At 39.5% G+C, this 20,193-nt stretch carries 20 protein-coding genes; all 20 read right to left on the reverse strand.

The window, feature by feature from the left end:
- Positions 1–19: 19 nt before the first annotated feature.
- The 20 genes from atpD to LGQ02_RS20020 all read right to left on the reverse strand — a co-directional run bounded on the left by atpD (position 20) and on the right by LGQ02_RS20020 (position 20,134).
- Positions 20–1,432, reverse strand: coding sequence for a F0F1 ATP synthase subunit beta (gene atpD / locus LGQ02_RS19925; protein WP_226516023.1), 1,413 nt, complete (start codon positions 1,430–1,432; stop codon positions 20–22).
- A gap of 75 nt (positions 1,433–1,507) precedes the next feature.
- The gene (gene atpG, locus LGQ02_RS19930) at positions 1,508–2,395 is read right to left on the reverse strand and encodes an ATP synthase F1 subunit gamma (protein WP_226516024.1); all 888 of its coding nucleotides are present in this window, start codon (positions 2,393–2,395) and stop codon (positions 1,508–1,510) included.
- Positions 2,396–2,516: 121 nt separating this feature from the next.
- Positions 2,517–4,025, reverse strand: coding sequence for a F0F1 ATP synthase subunit alpha (gene atpA / locus LGQ02_RS19935; protein WP_226516025.1), 1,509 nt, complete (start codon positions 4,023–4,025; stop codon positions 2,517–2,519).
- 11 nt (positions 4,026–4,036) lie between these two features.
- Positions 4,037–4,591, reverse strand: coding sequence for a F0F1 ATP synthase subunit delta (locus LGQ02_RS19940; protein WP_226516026.1), 555 nt, complete (start codon positions 4,589–4,591; stop codon positions 4,037–4,039).
- Complete coding sequence (atpF, locus tag LGQ02_RS19945; protein ID WP_264184040.1) at positions 4,588–5,019, reverse strand: F0F1 ATP synthase subunit B; 432 nt, start codon at positions 5,017–5,019, stop codon at positions 4,588–4,590. Before atpF ends, LGQ02_RS19940 begins: the two co-directional genes overlap by 4 nt.
- Positions 5,020–5,267: 248 nt before the next feature.
- Complete coding sequence (gene atpE, locus LGQ02_RS19950) at positions 5,268–5,486, reverse strand: F0F1 ATP synthase subunit C (protein ID WP_226518388.1); 219 nt, start codon at positions 5,484–5,486, stop codon at positions 5,268–5,270.
- Positions 5,487–5,637: 151 nt separating this feature from the next.
- Positions 5,638–6,297 carry a F0F1 ATP synthase subunit A gene (atpB, locus tag LGQ02_RS19955; protein WP_264184041.1) on the reverse strand — a complete coding sequence of 220 codons (660 nt, stop codon included), beginning with the start codon at positions 6,295–6,297 and terminating at the stop codon, positions 5,638–5,640.
- A 118-nt stretch (positions 6,298–6,415) separates the two neighbouring features.
- The gene (locus LGQ02_RS19960; RefSeq protein ID WP_226516029.1) at positions 6,416–6,793 is read right to left on the reverse strand and encodes an ATP synthase subunit I; all 378 of its coding nucleotides are present in this window, start codon (positions 6,791–6,793) and stop codon (positions 6,416–6,418) included.
- A complete protein-coding gene (locus tag LGQ02_RS19965; RefSeq protein ID WP_226516030.1) occupies positions 6,786–7,022 on the reverse strand; it encodes an AtpZ/AtpI family protein in 237 nt (78 codons plus the stop codon). Before LGQ02_RS19965 ends, LGQ02_RS19960 begins: the two co-directional genes overlap by 8 nt.
- A 358-nt stretch (positions 7,023–7,380) precedes the next feature.
- Positions 7,381–9,744, reverse strand: coding sequence for a S8 family serine peptidase (locus LGQ02_RS19970; protein ID WP_319003498.1), 2,364 nt, complete (start codon positions 9,742–9,744; stop codon positions 7,381–7,383).
- A 280-nt stretch (positions 9,745–10,024) separates the two neighbouring features.
- Positions 10,025–11,170 (reverse strand): non-hydrolyzing UDP-N-acetylglucosamine 2-epimerase, encoded by a 1,146-nt coding sequence (gene wecB, locus LGQ02_RS19975; protein ID WP_226516031.1) that lies wholly within the window; start codon positions 11,168–11,170, stop codon positions 10,025–10,027.
- Positions 11,171–11,443: 273 nt separating this feature from the next.
- Positions 11,444–12,073, reverse strand: coding sequence for a uracil phosphoribosyltransferase (gene upp, locus LGQ02_RS19980; RefSeq protein WP_226516032.1), 630 nt, complete (start codon positions 12,071–12,073; stop codon positions 11,444–11,446).
- A 247-nt stretch (positions 12,074–12,320) separates the two neighbouring features.
- Positions 12,321–13,520, reverse strand: a complete 1,200-nt coding sequence (locus LGQ02_RS19985) for a serine hydroxymethyltransferase (protein ID WP_404802438.1) — start codon at positions 13,518–13,520, stop codon at positions 12,321–12,323.
- A gap of 631 nt (positions 13,521–14,151) precedes the next feature.
- Positions 14,152–14,727, reverse strand: coding sequence for a TIGR01440 family protein (locus LGQ02_RS19990; protein ID WP_226516033.1), 576 nt, complete (start codon positions 14,725–14,727; stop codon positions 14,152–14,154).
- Between the two features lie 69 nt (positions 14,728–14,796).
- The gene (gene rpiB, locus LGQ02_RS19995) at positions 14,797–15,237 is read right to left on the reverse strand and encodes a ribose 5-phosphate isomerase B (RefSeq protein WP_226516034.1); all 441 of its coding nucleotides are present in this window, start codon (positions 15,235–15,237) and stop codon (positions 14,797–14,799) included.
- Positions 15,238–15,252: 15 nt separating this feature from the next.
- Complete coding sequence (locus LGQ02_RS20000) at positions 15,253–16,545, reverse strand: methyl-accepting chemotaxis protein (RefSeq protein ID WP_226516035.1); 1,293 nt, start codon at positions 16,543–16,545, stop codon at positions 15,253–15,255.
- Positions 16,546–16,578: 33 nt separating this feature from the next.
- Positions 16,579–17,226, reverse strand: a complete 648-nt coding sequence (locus LGQ02_RS20005; RefSeq protein ID WP_226516036.1) for a low molecular weight protein arginine phosphatase — start codon at positions 17,224–17,226, stop codon at positions 16,579–16,581.
- A gap of 173 nt (positions 17,227–17,399) precedes the next feature.
- The gene (locus tag LGQ02_RS20010; protein WP_226518390.1) at positions 17,400–17,918 is read right to left on the reverse strand and encodes a manganese efflux pump MntP; all 519 of its coding nucleotides are present in this window, start codon (positions 17,916–17,918) and stop codon (positions 17,400–17,402) included.
- A gap of 98 nt (positions 17,919–18,016) precedes the next feature.
- Positions 18,017–19,075 (reverse strand): L-threonylcarbamoyladenylate synthase, encoded by a 1,059-nt coding sequence (locus tag LGQ02_RS20015; protein WP_226516037.1) that lies wholly within the window; start codon positions 19,073–19,075, stop codon positions 18,017–18,019.
- Positions 19,076–19,690: 615 nt separating this feature from the next.
- Positions 19,691–20,134 (reverse strand): GNAT family N-acetyltransferase, encoded by a 444-nt coding sequence (locus LGQ02_RS20020; RefSeq protein WP_226516038.1) that lies wholly within the window; start codon positions 20,132–20,134, stop codon positions 19,691–19,693.
- Positions 20,135–20,193 lie beyond the last annotated feature (59 nt).

A 20,193-nucleotide genomic window follows, 5' to 3' on the forward strand; every position in this document is an offset into this window, starting at 1 on the left:
CCATGTTATAAGTCACTTCCTATTGCATTTCCTTCGCTTTCTCAACAACTTCTTCAATACGGCCTACGAGACGGAAAGCATCTTCTGGAAGGTCATCGTACTTACCTTCAATAATTTCTTTAAATCCTTTAATCGTCTCTTTAACAGGTACGTAAGATCCTGGCTGACCAGTAAACTGTTCCGCCACGTGGAAGTTTTGAGATAAGAAGAATTGAATGCGGCGGGCACGGTGTACCGTTAACTTATCTTCATCTGATAACTCATCCATACCTAAGATTGCAATGATATCTTGTAATTCTTTATATTTTTGAAGTGTTTGCTGTACTTGACGAGCAATTTCATAATGCTCTTCACCTACAACTTCAGGTGAAAGGGCACGAGATGTAGATGCAAGAGGGTCTACCGCAGGATAGATACCCATTTCAGATAACTTACGCTCTAAGTTTGTTGTTGCATCTAAGTGAGCGAATGCTGTCGCTGGTGCAGGGTCTGTGTAGTCATCGGCAGGTACATAAATTGCCTGGATCGATGTAACAGATCCTTTTTTCGTTGATGTAATTCGCTCTTGAAGTTGACCCATTTCTGTTGCAAGTGTTGGCTGGTAACCAACGGCAGAAGGCATACGTCCAAGTAAGGCAGAAACCTCCATACCAGCTTGCGTGAAACGGAAAATGTTATCGATGAAAAGTAGTACGTCTGCACCTTTTTCATCACGGAAGTATTCAGCCATTGTTAAACCAGTTAAGGCAACACGCATACGCGCTCCTGGCGGCTCATTCATCTGACCGAATACCATTGCAGTTTTTGTAATAACTCCAGAGTCTTTCATCTCGTAGTAAAGGTCGTTACCTTCACGAGTACGTTCACCTACACCAGCGAATACAGAGATACCGCCGTGCTCTTGGGCAATGTTATTGATTAACTCTTGGATTAATACGGTTTTACCTACACCGGCACCACCGAAAAGACCAATTTTTCCACCTTTTACATAAGGAGCGAGAAGGTCTACTACTTTAATACCTGTTTCTAGAATCTCAGTTGTTGTCGATAAATCATCGTACTCTGGTGCTGAACGATGAATTGGGTCACGACGAACATCCTCTGGAATTGCTTCATCTAAATCGATGTTATCCCCTAATACGTTAAATACACGTCCTAATGTATTATCTCCAACAGGAACAGAGATTGGCTTTGCTAAGTCCATAGCTTCCATGCCACGAATAACTCCGTCTGTAGAGTCCATAGCGATTGTACGTACAGTATCATCTCCAAGGTGGAGTGCTACTTCTAACGTAAGGTCAATGTCCACTTCACCAGAAGCTTCGGCTTTATGTTGAACTTTAAGTGCGTTATAAATTTCAGGTAATTGTCCGCGTTCGAATTGTACGTCTACAACCGGACCCATTACTTGAGTGACGCGTCCTTTATTCATCTTCTTTCCTCCTTACTTCCTATCTGACCACTTGTCTTTGAGAGGGTATGTATTCACTCTCACCAACTCGAGCTATTATTCTAAGGCAGCTGCACCGCCGACAATTTCGTTAATTTCTTGAGTGATCGCCGCTTGTCTTGCTCTGTTATAAGATAGCGTTAAACCGTCGATCATTTCATCAGCGTTATCTGTCGCAGAACGCATTGCTGTCATTCGTGCTCCAAATTCACTTGCCTTAGCATCTAACAATGCCCCGAAAATTAAGCTCTCTGCATAATGTGGTAATAACTGTTCTAAAATGACTTCCGGATTCGGCTCATACATGTAGTCTAATCTAGTAGTCGCACTCTCATCATTACCGTCATTCCCATCAAATTCATTTAATGGTAAGAGTTTCGTTTCCGTCACTTGTTGGCTGATCGCACTAACAAAGTGGTTGTAGTGAATATACACTTCATCAAATATTTCATCCGTAAACATTTGAACAGTGGTGGAAGCAATATTTTTTATATCCGAGTATTCAGGCTGATCGGCAAGCCCTATGATCTCTTGATAAATTGGCATTCCGCGTTTTTTGAAAAAATCACGACCTACTCGCCCAATCACAATGATTCCGTATTCATCTTCTGATTGATGCCGCTCTTTAATTAAATTTAATGTTTGACGTAACAAACCACTGTTATATGCACCACACAAACCACGGTCTGATGTAATAACGACATATCCTGTCTTCTTTATTTCATCTCGTGTTTCGAGCATTGGATGGGACGTTTCAGTATCTCCATTCCCCGATGCAATACTACTAACAACTTCACGAATCTTTTCCGTATAAGGAAAAAAGGCAGTTGCTTTAGATTGGGCTCGGTTTAACTTTGCAGCTGAAACCATCTCCATCGCCTTCGTGATTTGTTTCGTTTTCTTTTTTGAAGTTATGCTCGTTTTTATATCTTTCATTGAAGCCACTGTTCTTCACCACCTTTGCTTAAAAGAGGTTGTTTAAAAAGTCTTAGAAAAACTGAGTAACGTGGTCAGCTTTTATCTCCTTTTTAAACACACACTTGAATTACTTTATGTTATCCGTGGTTTATTTCGAAGAGCTAAATGATTCTTTAAATGTACTAATTGCTTTTTTCAGCTCATCTTCATCCGGCAGATTACCAGTTTCTTTAATTTGTGCAAGAAGGTCTTTATTATTGTGTTCTAAGAATGTGAACATCTCAGACTCAAAACGACGCACGTCTTCCACTTCAATATCATCTAAGAAACCTTTGGTTAATGCATAAAGGATAACAACTTGTTTTTCAACAGCTAATGGCTGGTGAAGTCCTTGCTTAAGTACTTCAACTGTACGTGCACCACGGTTTAGCTTTGCTTGTGTTGCTTTATCTAAGTCTGACCCGAACTGAGCAAACGCTTCTAGTTCACGATAAGATGCTAAGTCAAGACGTAATGTACCAGCAACTTTCTTCATCGCTTTAATTTGTGCAGAACCACCTACACGAGAAACGGATAGACCTGCGTTTACTGCTGGACGTACCCCAGAGAAGAATAAGTCAGATTCTAAGAAGATTTGCCCATCAGTAATGGAAATAACGTTTGTTGGAATATACGCTGATACGTCACCAGCTTGTGTTTCGATGAAAGGAAGTGCAGTTAACGAGCCTGCGCCTTTATCGTCACTAAGCTTTGCTGCACGCTCAAGTAAGCGAGAGTGTAAGTAGAATACGTCCCCTGGGTAAGCTTCACGACCTGGCGGACGGCGTAATAATAATGATAGCTCACGATAAGCTGATGCTTGTTTTGTTAAGTCATCATAAATAAGGAGTACGTGCTTACCGTTATACATGAATTCTTCACCCATTGATACTCCTGCATATGGGGCTAGGAATAAAAGAGGTGCTGGTTGAGATGCACTTGCAGATACGACAATCGTATAATCTAGTGCACCGTGTTGACGAAGTGTATCTACAACTCCTGCAACAGTCGATTCCTTCTGACCAATTGCAACATAGATACAAATCATATCTTCATCTTTTTGATTTAAGATTGTGTCAATTGCGATTGCTGTCTTACCCGTTTGACGGTCACCGATAATTAACTCACGCTGACCACGTCCGATCGGAATTAATGAGTCAATCGCTTTTACACCTGTTTGTAATGGTTCATGTACTGATTTACGATCCATTACACCTGGTGCAGGGCTTTCTATTGGACGAGTTTTACTAGTTTCAATAGGTCCTTTTCCATCAATTGGCTGACCTAATGAGTTTACTACACGCCCTAGAAGTTCTTCACCTACTGGAACTTCCATAATACGACCTGTACGACGAACTTCGTCACCTTCACGAATGTCTGTGTAAGGTCCTAAAATGATAATACCGACAGTGTTTTCTTCAAGGTTTTGTGCCATCCCCATAACACCGTTTGAAAACTCTAAAAGCTCTCCGGCCATAACATTTTCCAGACCGTGAGCAACAGCAATTCCGTCACCGATTCGGATAACGGTACCAACATCATTTACTTCAATCTCAGATTGGTAACCTTCAATCTGTTTCTTTATAAGAGAGCTGATCTCATCGGCTCTGATGCTCATTACGTTCACCCCTATCTACTAACGTTCCCTTGTATCATCTGCTGTTGAATATCATTAAGCTGCCTAGCGATACTTCCATCATAAATACGATCACCGATTCGTACCTTTAACCCACCAATAATCGATTTATCAACAACATTTTCAATTAACAGCTGTTTCTTTCCAGATGCTTTAGTAAAAACTTCTGCAACTGTGGATTTCTCATCATCTTTTAAAGGCTTCGCTGTTGTTACAGTTGCCTTCGCAATACCTTGGTCTTCATTGATAAGAGAATCAAATTCATCTTTTATCGCAAAGATCGCATCTTCTCTTTTTCGATCAACGAGAAAGAAAAGCATATTCAGTACAGTTTGGCTAATATGCGCAGAAAAATTGTCCTGAATGAGTTGTTTCTTTTCTTTATTTGAGACCTTTGGGTGTTTGAACACTTCGTCAAGAAGTTTCGTATCATTTAGTACTTGTGTAACCGCCTCTAATTCCGCAGCTGTTTGATCTACTGATTGATTACCTTTTGCAATGTCATAAAGAGCACTTGCATAAGGAAAGCCTACTTGATGCCTTCTCATAGATCTTCGCCCACTTCTTTAAGAGTTTCTTGGATCAGTTTTTCTTGCTCCTGTTCATCTAATTCTTTCTCGATCACTTTACTTGCCACAAGAACAGACAAGGTAGAAACTTGCTCACGAAGCGCGGAAATAGCTTGTTCTTTTTCCTGAGTGATTTCGGCAAGTGCTGCTTCTTTTATACGATCTGCGTCTTTTTTTGCATTCGCAATAATATCTTCAGCTTGTTGTTCACTTAGCTTTTTCGTTCTTTCAACGATTTCTTTTGCTTCCGTACGAGCACTTTGAATCGCTTCACGTTGCTCGGCTAAATACTTCTCTGCCTCTTCACGGTTCTTTTCCGCTGAGGAGATTTGATCAGCAATATGATTTTCACGCTTTTCCATCATCTCCATAATTGGACCGAGAGCGTATCTTTTCAAAAGCCACATTAACACTAGAAAACCAAAAATTTGGTATACCGCATCTAAGAAAGTAAATGTGTCTCCAAACAATGCTTGCAATGATTTCGCCTCCTTCGCTTTCATCCTTATCAAAAGGAATGGCGAAGAGTGTTATTTAACGTTCTCCGCCATTTAAGCTTGTTGTTACACTGGTCTAAGCTGCTTTAGTATGTAAAGCACCTTTGTGTAAGGTTGTCCAAACGAAACGTCTGAACCTAACTAATAATTGTATTCAATTATCCCATTTGACCGTATAACATGAAGGCAATAACGATCGCTAGGATTGGAATCGCCTCTACTAACGGTGCACCGATGAATAATAGTAATTGAATTGGACCTTTCATTTCTGGTTGACGACTAATTCCTTGTACAACACTACGAACTACAATTGCAACACCAAATGCACCTGCTAGTGCTGCAAGACCTGCTACGATTGCTACTGAAAGAGCGAGCATACCCATAATAAAAATCCTCCTTTAGATTCTTAAAAAATTTAGTTTAGTTTTATTTTGTAACGCCCTATAAAAAAATAAGAGCAAAATTACCATTGATATGGATTTGAAAAAATGTTTGTTTCATATGTTCTTTCATTAATCAATAAAACAATTAATGTTCTTCATTAACCTTGTGGGACATGTACACCATCGTTAACATACAGAAGATAAACGCTTGTAGTCCCCCAATAAATGTACCGAAAACTTGCCACGCAACCATTGGTAAGAATGAAAAGATCCCCCACATGATAGAAGATGTTCCCAATCCAACGAGCATGACCATCAACACTTCTTTTGCGTACACGTTACCATAAAGACGCATTCCAAGTGTCAAGGTATTAGAAAAGTCCTCGATAATCTTAAATGGAAATAGAAACCACACTGGGCGGAAGTAATCTTTCCCATATTCTTTCGGGCCTTTCAGCTTAAGACCGTAAATATGAGTCATTACTATGACCATTAATGCTAAGGAAAGAGTAAGCATCGGATCTGATGTCGGTGATTTCCACCAAACAATTTTTCCTTCTTCCGTGTACTGGCCAAATTCAAATGGAATCCCGGCCATGTTCGATACAAAAACATATAATAACAAGGAGACCCCTAGTACAACAAAGTGCTTCCCTTGCTTCCAGTCCATCGTACTACTAATGACATTTTTAATGAATTGGACTAAATACTCTAGAGCGTTTTGTGCACCTGTTGGATACATTTTAATTGTCCTAGACATAAAAAACAGGAGAAAAAACACGATTGCAAGAGAAACCGTAACCATGAACACGTTTGCTAAGTTAATCCCTAAGTGTGGATTGCCAAATAAATAGACAACGGGTTCTGTGTAATTACTTCCCAAATACTCTCACCTCTTTTCAAAACTTTTTTGACGCAAAACGTCAGTTTGATCTTAGCTGTTTCACGTAAAAAATGGGTTCTATTAATATGAAAACATAGGTAATCATTAAACCTATGATTACACCCGTCATATCAAAATATGCTGGGAATTGCATTGCAATAAAAACAGCGATAACTGCTGTAACAATCCGCGAGACCGTACCAAAGGTCCAAGCTACAGTACCACCTGTTACCATTTCTCCGATCACTTTCACTTGCCTATATGTACTTAATAAATTCAATAAACTAAAAACTGCTCCTAGGGCAAGTCCAAAGTAAAAAGATTTGTTTACTGCAAATTGAGCTATCACTAAAAATACAATGATGAGGATGATCGTGTAAAGAGAATACCTCTTTGCAACAATGCTATAATCACTCATCAGAATCGCCTCCTAAAAAACGGCGAATGGTAAAATAGATCCCTGTCACCGCTGCACTTAATCCCAACAACAACCCTGTAACTAGGAACAAGCTACCTGTATCAAAGTAGTTGTCCATCCACCTCCCGCCAAATATTCCAACGAGGGTACAGCCTACGAAATAAGAACTGATCGTTGTCATGAGTGCAAAGAACTTCATCGTTTGGCGAATTTTGGAAGGGTCAATCATCTTCTCCCACCCTTAATGTGAATTCCTTCATTTCTAGTTACAGCTAAAAAAACTGAGAACAGCACACGCTTTGTAATCGTACAATAGCAAGGGAGTTATGTCAATAATTTTCAGAATAAAAACGCTTTCATGCATAAAATGAAAGAATTATCATAAAATAGACATTTTCCTTCTTTATTATACATAATTTTCTCTTGAGTGTCTTTGGTAAATTAGAGAAAATATATTTTCCGAAAATTACGACTAGTAAGCCTCGCTTTTTATTATTTAATGTAACCAGGGCAGGGCCGTACGGGAGATGAAATTAAGTCTAAAATCAATGACTCCAACAACCTTCTTGAGGAGCCATTGATTATCATTACCACTCTCCGATAAATACATCTCTTTCGATTGTGTCTTCGTGACCATCTTTTTCTGCAAAAATAAGCGCTTTATAAATACCCGATGGTACATCTTCAATTTTTATTTTCTTCTCAAACATTCCGCGCTCTATATCTTCTTCTACATCAATATACTTAATAAACCTAAATGTATCAGGATCATATAAAGCAATTCCAAAAGTTTCTGCTCCGCCTGGGAAGTACACTTCATACTGATAAAGATTTTCCTCTGTCGATTGTTCAAGCATAAATGCCATTAATCTCGGATACTCAGGCTCTTCAACAAAAAACAAATAAGGAATTCGAATCGTTTCATCTTCGCTTTTCACTTGGATTTCATCATGATATATCCCTTCCTCAAACACTGATGGAAGTACATCAATTGATATTGTTACAGTCTTCTTTTCACCTGGTTGTAAATATAATGAAAATGGCACTTTCCATTGCACACCATCTGGAACCTCAAATGGGGGTTCAACTGTATATCGTTTTCTCCTATCGGAGATGTTCTCAATTGTGACCTCGACTGTTTTTTCCAAGCGGCTATCATCTCTTGACCATTTTCCAAATGAAACGGTTCCCGGATAGACAAGAGATTCTGTCGTTAGCGCTTTGTCGATCTGAATCCGCCCCGTCCCTTGTATATGTGGGGGATATTGGTTACCATCTTGGTCAGCAATTGGTAGTGCTGTGTTCATCAATGCAGCTTTCACTTGTTCGGGATTCCAATCAGGATTCTTTTGTTTAATTAAAGCTGCTGCCCCTGCTACATGAGGAGCTGACATACTAGTACCGTTCAAATCTAAATATCCTCTTGGGACTGTACTATCTATTTTTACTCCTGGTGCTACGAGATCAGGTTTTATCGACCACGTATGTGTGACAGGTCCTCTTGAACTAAATGGTGCCATTAAATCTTCTTCTTCGCGATAAATTGTTCGAATGTATATTTCCTCTTTCTCCATTTGTTCTTTCAACTGTTCGCCAACTTCTTTCGAAACACTTACTACAGGGAGCTCGGTCGGTTCTTCTAACATACCTGCAAATTCACCATCTGTATGATTGTAGACAATCAATGCTTTCGCACCTGCTTGTTTTGCTAGTTTTGCTTTAAACGTAAATGAAATCTGCCCTCTTTCTGCAATTACGATCTTTCCTCGCACATCAACATTATGATAATCCTCTTCTTTACCTAGTCCAATGTAATATGCGGGATAATCTCTTTTTAACTCCCATGGTAATGCCTTTTGCATAGGAATGACTGGAATCTCCACGTCACTATTTCGTTTTGTCATTAAATAAGGAACTTTGATCGGAGGAGTAGAAGCTCCTACAGATATTGCTTTTGAAGACGTCCCAGGTGATCCGACAGTCCATAAATTCGGACCGCTATTTCCGTTTGATGTCACCGCAATTACACCATTTTCAACAGCTTTGTCTAATGCAATGCTCGTTGGCCAATCCGGACCATTAACTGTGTTTCCTAACGAGAGGTTAATAATATCTGCACCATCTTCAACAGACTTTTCAATTGCTTCTATCACTTGTTCAGTTGTCCCCATCCCAGTCGGCCCTAGTGCACGGTATGCATAAATTTCAGCTTCTGGAGCGACACCTTGAAGCCTTCCATTGGCTGCAATGATTCCAGCGACATGGGTTCCATGTATGGTTGGCATCCCTTCACCTTTTAACGTTTCCATTGGGTCATCATCTTCATCGATGACATCGTATCCGCCATGAAAATTATCTTTTAAATCTGGGTGACGGTAATCAATCCCGGTGTCGATCACTGCCACTTTTACACCTTCTCCTGTAATTTTACTACCATCACTTAAATATTTATTCAAAAGTTGTTCATTACGAATAAATGGAATGCTTTCATCTAATGTCGGTTCGTAATACGCCACTTCATCTACACGGTTAATTCCATCTAATTGCTTTAGCTCTTCTGCTACTTTCCTTGATGCTTTGATTGAAAAACCGTTGTACAACTTTGTAAAGGTTTTACGCGTTTCAATAGTTGGGAAAGTTTCCAAGACTTCTTCTAACGTTACTTCCGGATTCTTCGCAGCTTCTACGATAAATATTGCTTGTTCATTCTCATTTGACGGCAATTCTGGTCTTTCTGGAAAAATAACAGGTGTTGTCACTGGACCTATTCCATTACTAGAATTTTGACCTTGAACGAAACTCGGTGTGATAGCTACTACAGAAAGGATGGTTAATAAAGTGATAATGCTAAACCTTTTAATAAACAAGGCTCTATGTACTTTTCGAAACATTTTCATTACGTAATAAAATAAAGAAAATAAATTACTTATAACACTCATGTACGTCTTCATCCCTTCTCCTCTACTTGTCTATTCTTATGTGTGATAAACGCATGGTGCGTGCGATCATTCCGTCTCGCGTGCGATCATCTCGTCTCGCGTGTGATCATTTCGTTTTGCGTCGATTTCAGCCTTCCTCACGTTGGGAATCCGTCTGAAGATCCTTTCTTGAACAAATACCAATTACGTTTTCCCTTATCATGCCAAAGAAAGAAGCCTTTCATTCAAACAAAGAATCTAATTTTCTAGTCGCAAAAAAAGAGCTGCCGCAAAAAATGCGACAGCTTTTTTTTTATGGACGAAACGGTTCAGGTCGATCTTCTCTTTTCTTGAAATAATAGCGAATCGCTTCAATAATTCGTTTTGAAGCTTCTCCATCACCATAAGGGTTGGATGCACGCGACATTTCTTTATATGCCTCTTCGTCGGTTAATAATTGCTTGGCATAGTCATAAATTTGTTCTTCATCTGTCCCAGCTAACTTTAATGTACCAGCTTCAATTCCTTCCGGTCGTTCTGTTGTATTTCTTAAAACAAGAACCGGAACTCCTAAAGACGGTGCTTCTTCTTGTACTCCCCCTGAATCCGTTAAGATAATATGCGCACGGGAGGCGAAGTTATGAAAGTCACGTACACCAAGTGGGTCGATGAGGTGAATTCTGTCATCATTACCAAGAATGTCATCTGCCGCTTCACGCACGAGTGGGTTTAAATGAACAGGATAAACAACTTGTACATCATCGTGTTCTTCTACTAATCGTTTAATTGCTCTGAACATATTCCGCATTGGTTCGCCTAAATTTTCTCGGCGGTGTGCAGTAACTAAGATCATTCGGTCATCGCCAAGCTTCTTTAATACGTCATGTTCATATTCATCCGTAACTGTTGTTTTTAATGCATCAATCGCTGTGTTACCTGTAATATGAATGCTTTCTTCATTCTTCCCTTCAGCTATTAAGTTAGCCGTAGCTTTTTCTGTTGGGGCAAAATGCAAATCACTGATTACACCTGTCAGTTGACGGTTCATTTCTTCTGGAAACGGGGAATACTTGTCCCACGTACGTAAACCTGCTTCCACATGCCCTACAGCAATTTGATTATAAAAAGCTGCTAAACTTGCCACAAATGTTGTCGTTGTATCTCCATGAACAAGTACGATATCTGGCTTTACACGCTTCATTACTTCATCAAGACCTTGTAAAGCTCGTGTTGTTACATCGGTTAACGTTTGGCGCGATTTCATAATATTTAAGTCTTCATCAGGTTTTACATCGAAAATTGTTAACACTTGGTCAAGCATTTCACGGTGTTGTCCAGTTACTGTTACGATCGATTCAAAATCTTGTGTATGTTTTTCTAATTCTAATACGAGTGGACACATTTTAATCGCTTCAGGACGAGTCCCGAAAATCGTCATTACTTTAATTCGATCAGTCATTTTTTTACCCCTTTCAAATAACAAGGTGTTTATATTCCTATAAAATTCGTTGTATTTTCCTCTAGCCGCTTTTTATAAAGTGAGGATCCGTTCACTAGCCCAAAGCGTCACACTCTACAGCCTGCGTGTTATTAGGACGTCGTGTGCGTTTGAAGCAGACGTAGCTATTTCATGAAAAAAATAGCTGCAGGCGCTGCCCTTATCAACACTTACCTTTAACAAAGCATTATAAAAAAGAAAAAGCAATGCTGCTTTTTCTTTTTAATTTCCTATTTATTTCGTGCCAAACAAGCGGTCTCCTGCATCTCCTAGACCTGGGACAATGTAGCCTTTTTCATTTAATTTCTCATCCATTGCCGCTAAGTAAATATCGATTTCAGGATGTGCTTTTTGTATTTCTTCTACGCCTTCTGGAGCAGCTACTAGACACATAAGTTTGATGTTTTTCGCACCACGTTTTTTAAGTGAGTTAATCGCTTCCACCGCAGACCCACCAGTTGCTAACATCGGATCAATAACAATAAGTTCACGATCTTCAACGTCATTAGGAAGCTTTACATAATATTCTACTGGCTTCAATGTTTCAGGATCTCTGTATAAACCAACATGCCCAACTTTTGCTGCAGGGATTAATTTTAAAATGCCATCAACCATACCAAGTCCCGCTCTTAGGATTGGTACTAATCCTAGTTTTTTACCAGCAATCATTTGACTTCTTGCCGCACTTACAGGGGTTTCAATTTCAATGTCTTGTAACGGTAAATGTCTTGTTATTTCAAATGCCATCAAACTCGCCACTTCGTCTACAAGTTCACGAAACTCTTTCGTCCCTGTATTTTTATCTCTTATGTAAGTTAACTTATGTTGAATTAACGGGTGGTCTAACACGTAAACGTTGTTCATCGTACCGCTCCTTTTTATTTAAATTTACTCCATGATTAAATGGTCCTTTTCAAACACTCTTTGAAAATTCTACATAAAAAGCAACAACGATTCAAGCTGTTTTTGAAAAGAATAAATGTATGAGTTAAAAAGTTTTTGTCGGTCTTCATTAATCGGAGTGCCAACCTTTCTGGATGGCTTGGTCTTCTTCAATAACGATCGAGGTGGAAGGGAAGGTTATGTCCCCCCCTCTTGTTTCTTCGTCATATTATTCGTTTTCGTATAATGGGAATTTGCCCGTTAATTGCTCTACTTTCGTTTTTGCCTCTTGTAAATTCGCTTTATTTTCTACGTCTTTTAAAACGGTTGCCATTATGTTTCCAATCGCTTTCATTTCCTCTTCTTTAAAACCTCTTGTAGTCACTGCTGCTGTTCCAAGACGTAAACCACTCGTTACAAATGGACTTTCTGGGTCATACGGAATCGTATTTTTATTCGTTGTAATCCCTACTTGATCAAGCGTTTCTTCTGCAATTTTTCCCGTAATCTTTAAGTTACGTAAATCTACAAGAACAAGGTGGTTATCTGTCCCCCCTGAAACAAGATCAATTCCTTCACTCTTTAGGGCATCCGCTAATGCTTGGGCATTTTTCTTTACTTGCTCTGAGTACACTTTAAATTCGTCTGACAGTGCTTCACCAAAAGCCACAGCTTTCGCTGCGATAACATGCATGAGTGGCCCTCCTTGAAGACCAGGGAAAATTGCTTTATCAATTTTCTTCCCATACTCCTCTTTACACAAGATCATTCCACCACGTGGTCCACGTAATGTTTTATGTGTCGTTGATGTTACAAAGTCTGCATATGGAACAGGGTTCTCATGAAGCCCTGCTGCTACAAGGCCGGCGATATGCGCCATGTCTACCATTAAATATGCATTCACTTCATCTGCGATTTCACGAAACTTTCGGAAGTTGATTTCTCTTGAATAAGCACTCGCGCCTGCTACAATTAACTTTGGCTTATGAGCTAGTGCTTTTTCACGGACATCCTCATACACAATTGTTCCCGTCTCTTCATTGACCCCGTAATCTACGAATTCATACTGCTTCCCGCTGAAGTTTACCGGGCTACCGTGTGTTAAATGACCCCCATGGGATAAGTTCATTCCTAAAACTGTGTCACCATGCTCTAAGACTGTGTAGTAAACGGCCATGTTTGCTTGTGCTCCTGAATGCGGTTGAACATTTGCATGTTCTGCACCAAAGATCTTTTTTGCACGATCTCTAGCTATATCTTCAACAACATCGACATGTTCGCACCCGCCATAATAACGTTTGCTTGGGTAGCCTTCTGCATATTTATTCGTTAACACAGATCCTTGCGCTTCCATTACTGCTTTTGAAACAAAGTTCTCAGAAGCGATCAGTTCGATATTTGCTTGTTGCCTTTTTAGTTCTGCATCCATTGCGGCGAATAGCTCTGCGTCATTTGTTCTAATTTCTGATAGTGAGTCAACTTTCATTGTTGTCATTTTTATGTCCTCCTTTTTTGTTACGAGCTTCTATTATATTAAATATATGTACTATTTAGAGGTTACATGGTTTGTCTATATGAACGATTTTTAACACTTTTGTCATTTTGCTTTAGTCTATCCTGAAAATAGTGTTTATGGTTTGACAGCTTATGTGCTCGCTTTCACCTCTAGGCACAAGCGCGACATCCATTCAAGTCTCACTTCGTTCACTTTCATGGTGTCTCCTTTGCCGCGGGCACTGCCTCAACTTCCCAAAACTCTCAAAGTTCGTTTTGGGTGATTTTCGGCTCGTGCTGATCCCGCAGGAGTCTCGCACAAGCTGTCAAACATATCTCAAAATAAAAAATTTCATGTGCCATGGTGCGAAAATCACTTCGCATGGACGTCTACCCTGAAAATAAATCGTTAGTTGGGAAGCATTTGCTGCTTCGCTTTCACCTCTAGGCACAAGTGCGACATCTGCTCTAGCTACGTTCCACTGGCTATCACGGTGTCTTCTATGCCGCGGGAAGTATGGGCTTCCTAAAACTCATTACATTTGATGTCTACCTTGAAAGTATGGTTAATCACATGTTCCTTCCTCTTCGGAAATGGTATACACAGCCCTTTCTCCACCAATAAGCTTCGGCCGTGTTCTCGCATATGTGACATGGGCCTCGCCAACTTGATTGATTGAAGTTCTTACAGGTACAGCGACACGTTTTAAATGCATTCCGATAAATGTATCACCAATGTCTATGCCTGCATCAGCTTCAATTTGTTCAATAAGAACGGGTTCATTGAAGTTTTTGTAGGCATATGATGCCATCGATCCTCCAGCTTTCGGAACCGGAATTGCATGCACAATTTCAACGTTATTTTTTTCAGCGACAGTTTTTTCTAGTACGAGGGTGCGGTTTAAATGTTCACAACATTGAAATACAAGATGAATCCCTGTTTCTTTCTGAAATGTCCTTAAAGCGCCCCAAATTGCTGCAGCTATTTCTTCTGTGCCAGCTTTTCCAATATGCTTTCCACTCACTTCACTCGTACTCGTTCCAATTACGAACGTTCGGCCTTCTCGTAGCTTTGCAGATTGTTGAAACTCTCGTAGCCCTTTTAACAAACTACGTTCAACCTCTTCAACGTTTGTATCCATGAACATGTCTCCTCCTTACAGAAAAGATCCTTATGTATAGAAAGGAATGAAGGTCGTGCCCTTCATTCCTTAATTTTGTTCATATTGTGTAATCTTGTTGACCCGATTTTCGTGTCTTCCACCTTCATATTCGGTACTTAACCATACACGTGCAATTTCTACTGCTAGTCCAGGACCGATAATACGTTCACCCATCGCTAAAACGTTAGAGTCATTGTGTTCACGAGTCGCTTTAGCAGAAAATAAATCATGAACGAGTGCACAGCGTACACCTTTTACTTTGTTAGCTGCGATTGACATACCAATCCCTGTGCCACAGACCACAATACCACGATCAAATTCACCGTTTGCGACTTTTTCTGCTACAGGAATACCGTAATCAGGATAATCAACAGAATCTTCACATTCACACCCGACATCGACAAAATCAATATTCATTTCCTTTAATACTGTTTTAACTTCTTCTTTTAAGCTGTATCCTCCATGGTCAGAACCGATTGCTACTTTCATAATATCCTCCTTCATTTATACAGAAAATTGTTTGATCGTTTGCTTTAGTTTATCCGCTTGGTCGCCTAAAACTTCAGCAGATGCTGCGATTTCTTCCATAACACCTGTTTGTTCTTGCGTTGATGAAGTGACTTCTGCAGCTCCTGCAGACGTTTCTTCTGCAACTGCTGCTACTTCCTGTGATTGACGAGCGGTATTTTCAATTGATGTCATTTGACGATCGACTAATTGAAGAATTTCATGTACGGATTTCACTACGCCATCGACTGATTCTGTCATTTCTACGATCGCTTCATTTGTCTTTGTTCCCTTTTCCGCTTCACTATTTGCCGCTGACACTTGATCAGTGATTTGCCTAACAACATTTTGCACTTCCTGCTGAATGTTTTGGATTAGCTCAGATATCCCTTTCACTGCTGTACCACTTTCATCAGCTAGTTTCCTTACTTCATCTGCTACAACTGCAAAACCTCTTCCTTGTTCTCCAGCTCTAGCTGCCTCAATGGAAGCATTCAATGCAAGTAAATTTGTTTGTTCTGCAATATCACCTACAAGAGAAATAATTTCTTCAACTTTTTTCGCATGTGTTTCTAAACGATTCACGGCAGTAAGGGAATCCTGATTGTTGTTTGCTAAAGTTTGAATGCCTTCAACAAGCGATTGAATCACTGCTTTACTTTCAGTTAACGTCTTTACCATACCATTCGAGAGTTCATTTGAATGCTTTGCGTGGTTTTGTACAGTCGTTGCAAGTTCAATGACATCGTCAATTGATTCGACTGTTTCTTGCACTGCGTTTGCTGAACTGTCTGCACCTGATGCAATTTCCTCTACTGTTCGTGAAATGTTCTCTGCCTGATTTGCAGCTGCATTTGATGCGGACTTAATTTCAACGACTTGTTCATTCGTTTGTTCAAAGTTGGTATGAATGTCTCGCACCATAGATCTTAAGTTACTAATCATATTGTTATACGCTAACGCTAATGCGCGAAGTTCATCATCTGATTTTGGAACTTCTACATCTTCAGTAATATCCCCTTCTGCTACTTTGCGTGCAGATGTTTCTAATTCATTCAATGGTCGAACAATGATCGTTGCTCCAACAAAGCCAAGGATCCCACACCAGATGATCCCAAGTAATAATGTTAGTAAAGTAAAGACATTTTCATTTACCCCAAGCGTATTTGCTAATATTTCACTTAAATAAAAAATAAAAACGGCACTTGTTGCGTAAGTAATCGCAGCTACTGTACAAATGCCTATGACCATTTTCTTCCTTAAACTAAAGCGATACTTTTTACCCTCCATTGACGTTTCTCTCTCCCCTTGAATTTCCATATATTATTTTAGTTTTTTTAGCAGCTTTTCAACCGCTTTTTCAATTTCTGTGAGTGTTTCATCATATCTTTCAACATCTGCACCAAATGGGTCGCTAATATCAAAGCTAGGGAGCTTTCCTGCAATTTCATCAATTACGTTTTGGTGAGGGATGATTTCGTCTAACAATTGTTTTTCAAGTTCTTGTTGATTTTGAACATCATTTGTTTTGTTGTATTCTTCAATCTTTCCTTGGTTATCAGCAATAAATTTTGCTCTTTTTAATTCAAGGTGTGCTTGTTGATCTTTCAATTCCTCTACTAGCTTTGTTGTTTCAGGGTCATCGTGGACAAATTCTTTTAGCGTATATATCTCATTCACCTTTTCAGGAAACTGCTCAATGAGTGTTCGTTTATGGCTTTCTGTCATTGTTAAAATAACATCTGCCCATTTCAGTAACGATGGATCAACAACTTTTGCTTCATGCTTATGGTTAAACCCTTTATTCTCCAATACTGTTTTAGAGTGCTCGGATATTGGCATCCCTTCCATCGCATGAATCCCCGCTGATTTTGCTTTCAATTCATCACTTGTCTTTTTATGTTCAAAAACCGCTTCTGCTAAAGGGCTGCGGCATGTATTACCCGTACAAATAAATAATACATTTTTCATGTATACATCCCCTTTCTACGCATCACCTTATTTGACTTAAATACTCGGTATACAAAGGCTTGTCATTATCATTTCCAAGTCGACATATTCTAACAATACCTACCCTCAATTTTATCATAAAAAAACGAAAAATCCTCCTCAAATGGAAAATCTTTCGTTTCTGAAATTAGTTACTATTGAATGGATAAAATGATTTTAATACCAAATGAAATGAGAATACATCCCCCTAGCCATTCACTGTATCCTCCAAGCCAACCGCCTGCTTTTTTACCAATTAATAGTCCAATACAAGTTAATAGTCCACTCATTACACCGAAGCTGACAAGTGTAACGAACGTTTTTGCACCAAGCATTCCTAAACTTAACCCTGCTGAAAAACTATCTAAACTAACACTCACTGCAAATAACAAAATTCCAAAAGAAGTTATTCTTAGCATCGAGCCTTGCTCCTCTTGAAAAGTGGATAGAATCATTTGGGCACCTAATAAGATGAGTAAGCTGCCCCCTAAAATAAACGCAAAAATCCCAATATGTTGCGATAAAAGTTTCCCTAGTACGAGGCCAATGAGGGGCATCCATACGTGAAACAGACCTACGACAGACCCGATCATTAAAATGTGTCGGTACCTCAAACCAAGGAGTCCCATCCCAATTGATAAGGAGAAAGCATCCATACTTAAGGCAAAAGCCATAATTCCGATCGTAAAAAACTCTGCTAACACGAAATCACCCCTTGGACCAGCTATATTAAACCTATGCACGTCCAAGGGGAATTATTTTTAAAATATTGTTATTTTACGTTTTCGCTTATGATTGTCCCACCTGCAGCTTTTCTAAGCCGATTCATAATCGCAGAACCAATCGTTGTCTCAGGGTAGACTTGTGAAAAAATAATATCTATTTTATAGTCTTCAAATGCTCTTAATGAATCATACAGCTGGTGAGCTACTGTGGATAAGTCTTCAATGGACCCTGCTAGAACTTCAACATCAACATCAGGGATGCCCTTCCATTCATGAGAAACTAAAGCGCCGATGGTTTTTCCATCCTGTTTTGCTTCCTTTACTTTTTCTTCAAAAAATAAGCGAGACCCTTCTATAAGAACAAGAGGAGCAACAGGGGCATAATGCGTATATTTCATTCCAGGCGAACGTGGAGCCATGTTTTCTTCTATTAAAGCTGGGTCAACGTTCACCTTACCCACAACGGCTTCCATTTGTTCTCTCGTGATGCCACCGGGCCGTAAAATCATCACTTCATTATTCGAACAATCCACAACTGTACTTTCCAATCCAACCCCAGTTTCTCCACCATCAATTATTCCAGCAATTTTTCCGTTTAAATCTTTTGCCACATGCTCGGCGGTTGTTGGACTCGGTTTTCCTGATGTATTCGCACTTGGCGCAGCTAATGGAATTCCCGCAACTTCAATTAACGCTAGAGCAACCGGGTGATCTGGCATCCTTATTCCTACTGTGGATAAACTTGCTGTCACCTTTGTGGATAACTTGTTAGTATGTGGTAAGACGATCGTTAATGGTCCTGGCCAAAAGGCTTCGATCAGTTTTTCTGCTTTTTCTGGAACGTTAGTAACATATTCCTTTAACTGGCTTTCATTAGAGATATGTACAATTAACGGGTTATCTTGAGGTCTTCCTTTCGCTCGGAAAATCCGATCAATCGCTTTATCATTTCTTGCATTTCCACCTAGGCCATATACAGTTTCTGTTGGAAAGGCAATGACTTCATTTTTTCTCAATATTTCCGCGGCTTGGTGAATTTGTGGATCGTTACTTATTTTTTCCACAGCTTTATCCACAATCCACATGTTTGTTTGCTTTTCATTCATTTGTTGCTTCCTCCTTTAAGGAGTGAGTCATATTTATATTATCAAAAATAATCGTGCAAGTATGAGGCATTTCATAATGTATGATACGATCTTGTTCCGAACGATCCCTTTAGTTAAGCATTCTTATTTTTTCTTATTATTAGGCTCTGTTAAAGTTAGGTGTTGATTTTCGTCATTATAGGTGGATGCTTGCACCTCTGGGCACAAGTGTGACATCCGTTCATGCTGCACTTTGCTTGCATTCACGGTGTCTTCTTTGCCGCGGGCACGACCTCAACTTCTCTGAACTCATAAATACTCGTTCAGAGTGATTTTCGGTTCGTGGCTCCTGCGTTTACTCGTCGCAGCTCGAAGTCGTTCGAAGAAGTGATGCTCGTTGCTGTTCCCGCAGGCGTCACCACCTGCCATTCCTCAAATCCCAAGATATCAACATTGAGCTTTAACACAGCCTATTATTAAAGAAGTTAACAAAGATTCGTTAATGCTATATATTTTGCTTTGATGCGGACAGAATGTCAACGAGTATCTTATCATTTGTACATAAAAAGGGGTTATCCACAACTTTGTGTGAATAACCCCTCTTACTATGTGCATAAGTTGTGAATAATTTGTCGATTAATGAAAGTGATGGACGTACATTGGTCCGTCATTGGATAGATGTTCTGTAATATCGTCATGTGCTTCCAATGTTTCCGGCAACTCATTTTCGTGACATTTCGTAAATCCGAGTTGCTGTAGAAAGCTTGACGTTTTCGCCGCTAATAAATAAATTGACTCTAGTTTTTGCTCTTTTGCATATTGTAAGGCAGCTTCCACAAACTCTAGTAAAAAATATGTTGTCACTTTATCAGTATCTACAATTAGCTTTCTTAACAAACCATTTCCTTCACCGACAGGTTCGATGGCTACAATGGCCACACATTCATTTTTATCGTTTTCCGCGATTAAAAATGAATCCCAATCTACAGGTTCTGTTAGTTTATCCACACTTGCTTTTGCGACAAAATGTCTAATGGTCAATGCATCTCTATCACTTGCTTGTCTTACGTAAAAACTCATTTGCTCCACCCTCTCTCTTGCATTCTAGTAAATTGTATGCAAAGAGAAAGAGAGATATG

It is taken from the genome of Bacillus shivajii, assembly GCF_020519665.1.
GTDB lineage: Bacteria > Bacillota > Bacilli > Bacillales > Salisediminibacteriaceae > Bacillus_CA > Bacillus_CA shivajii.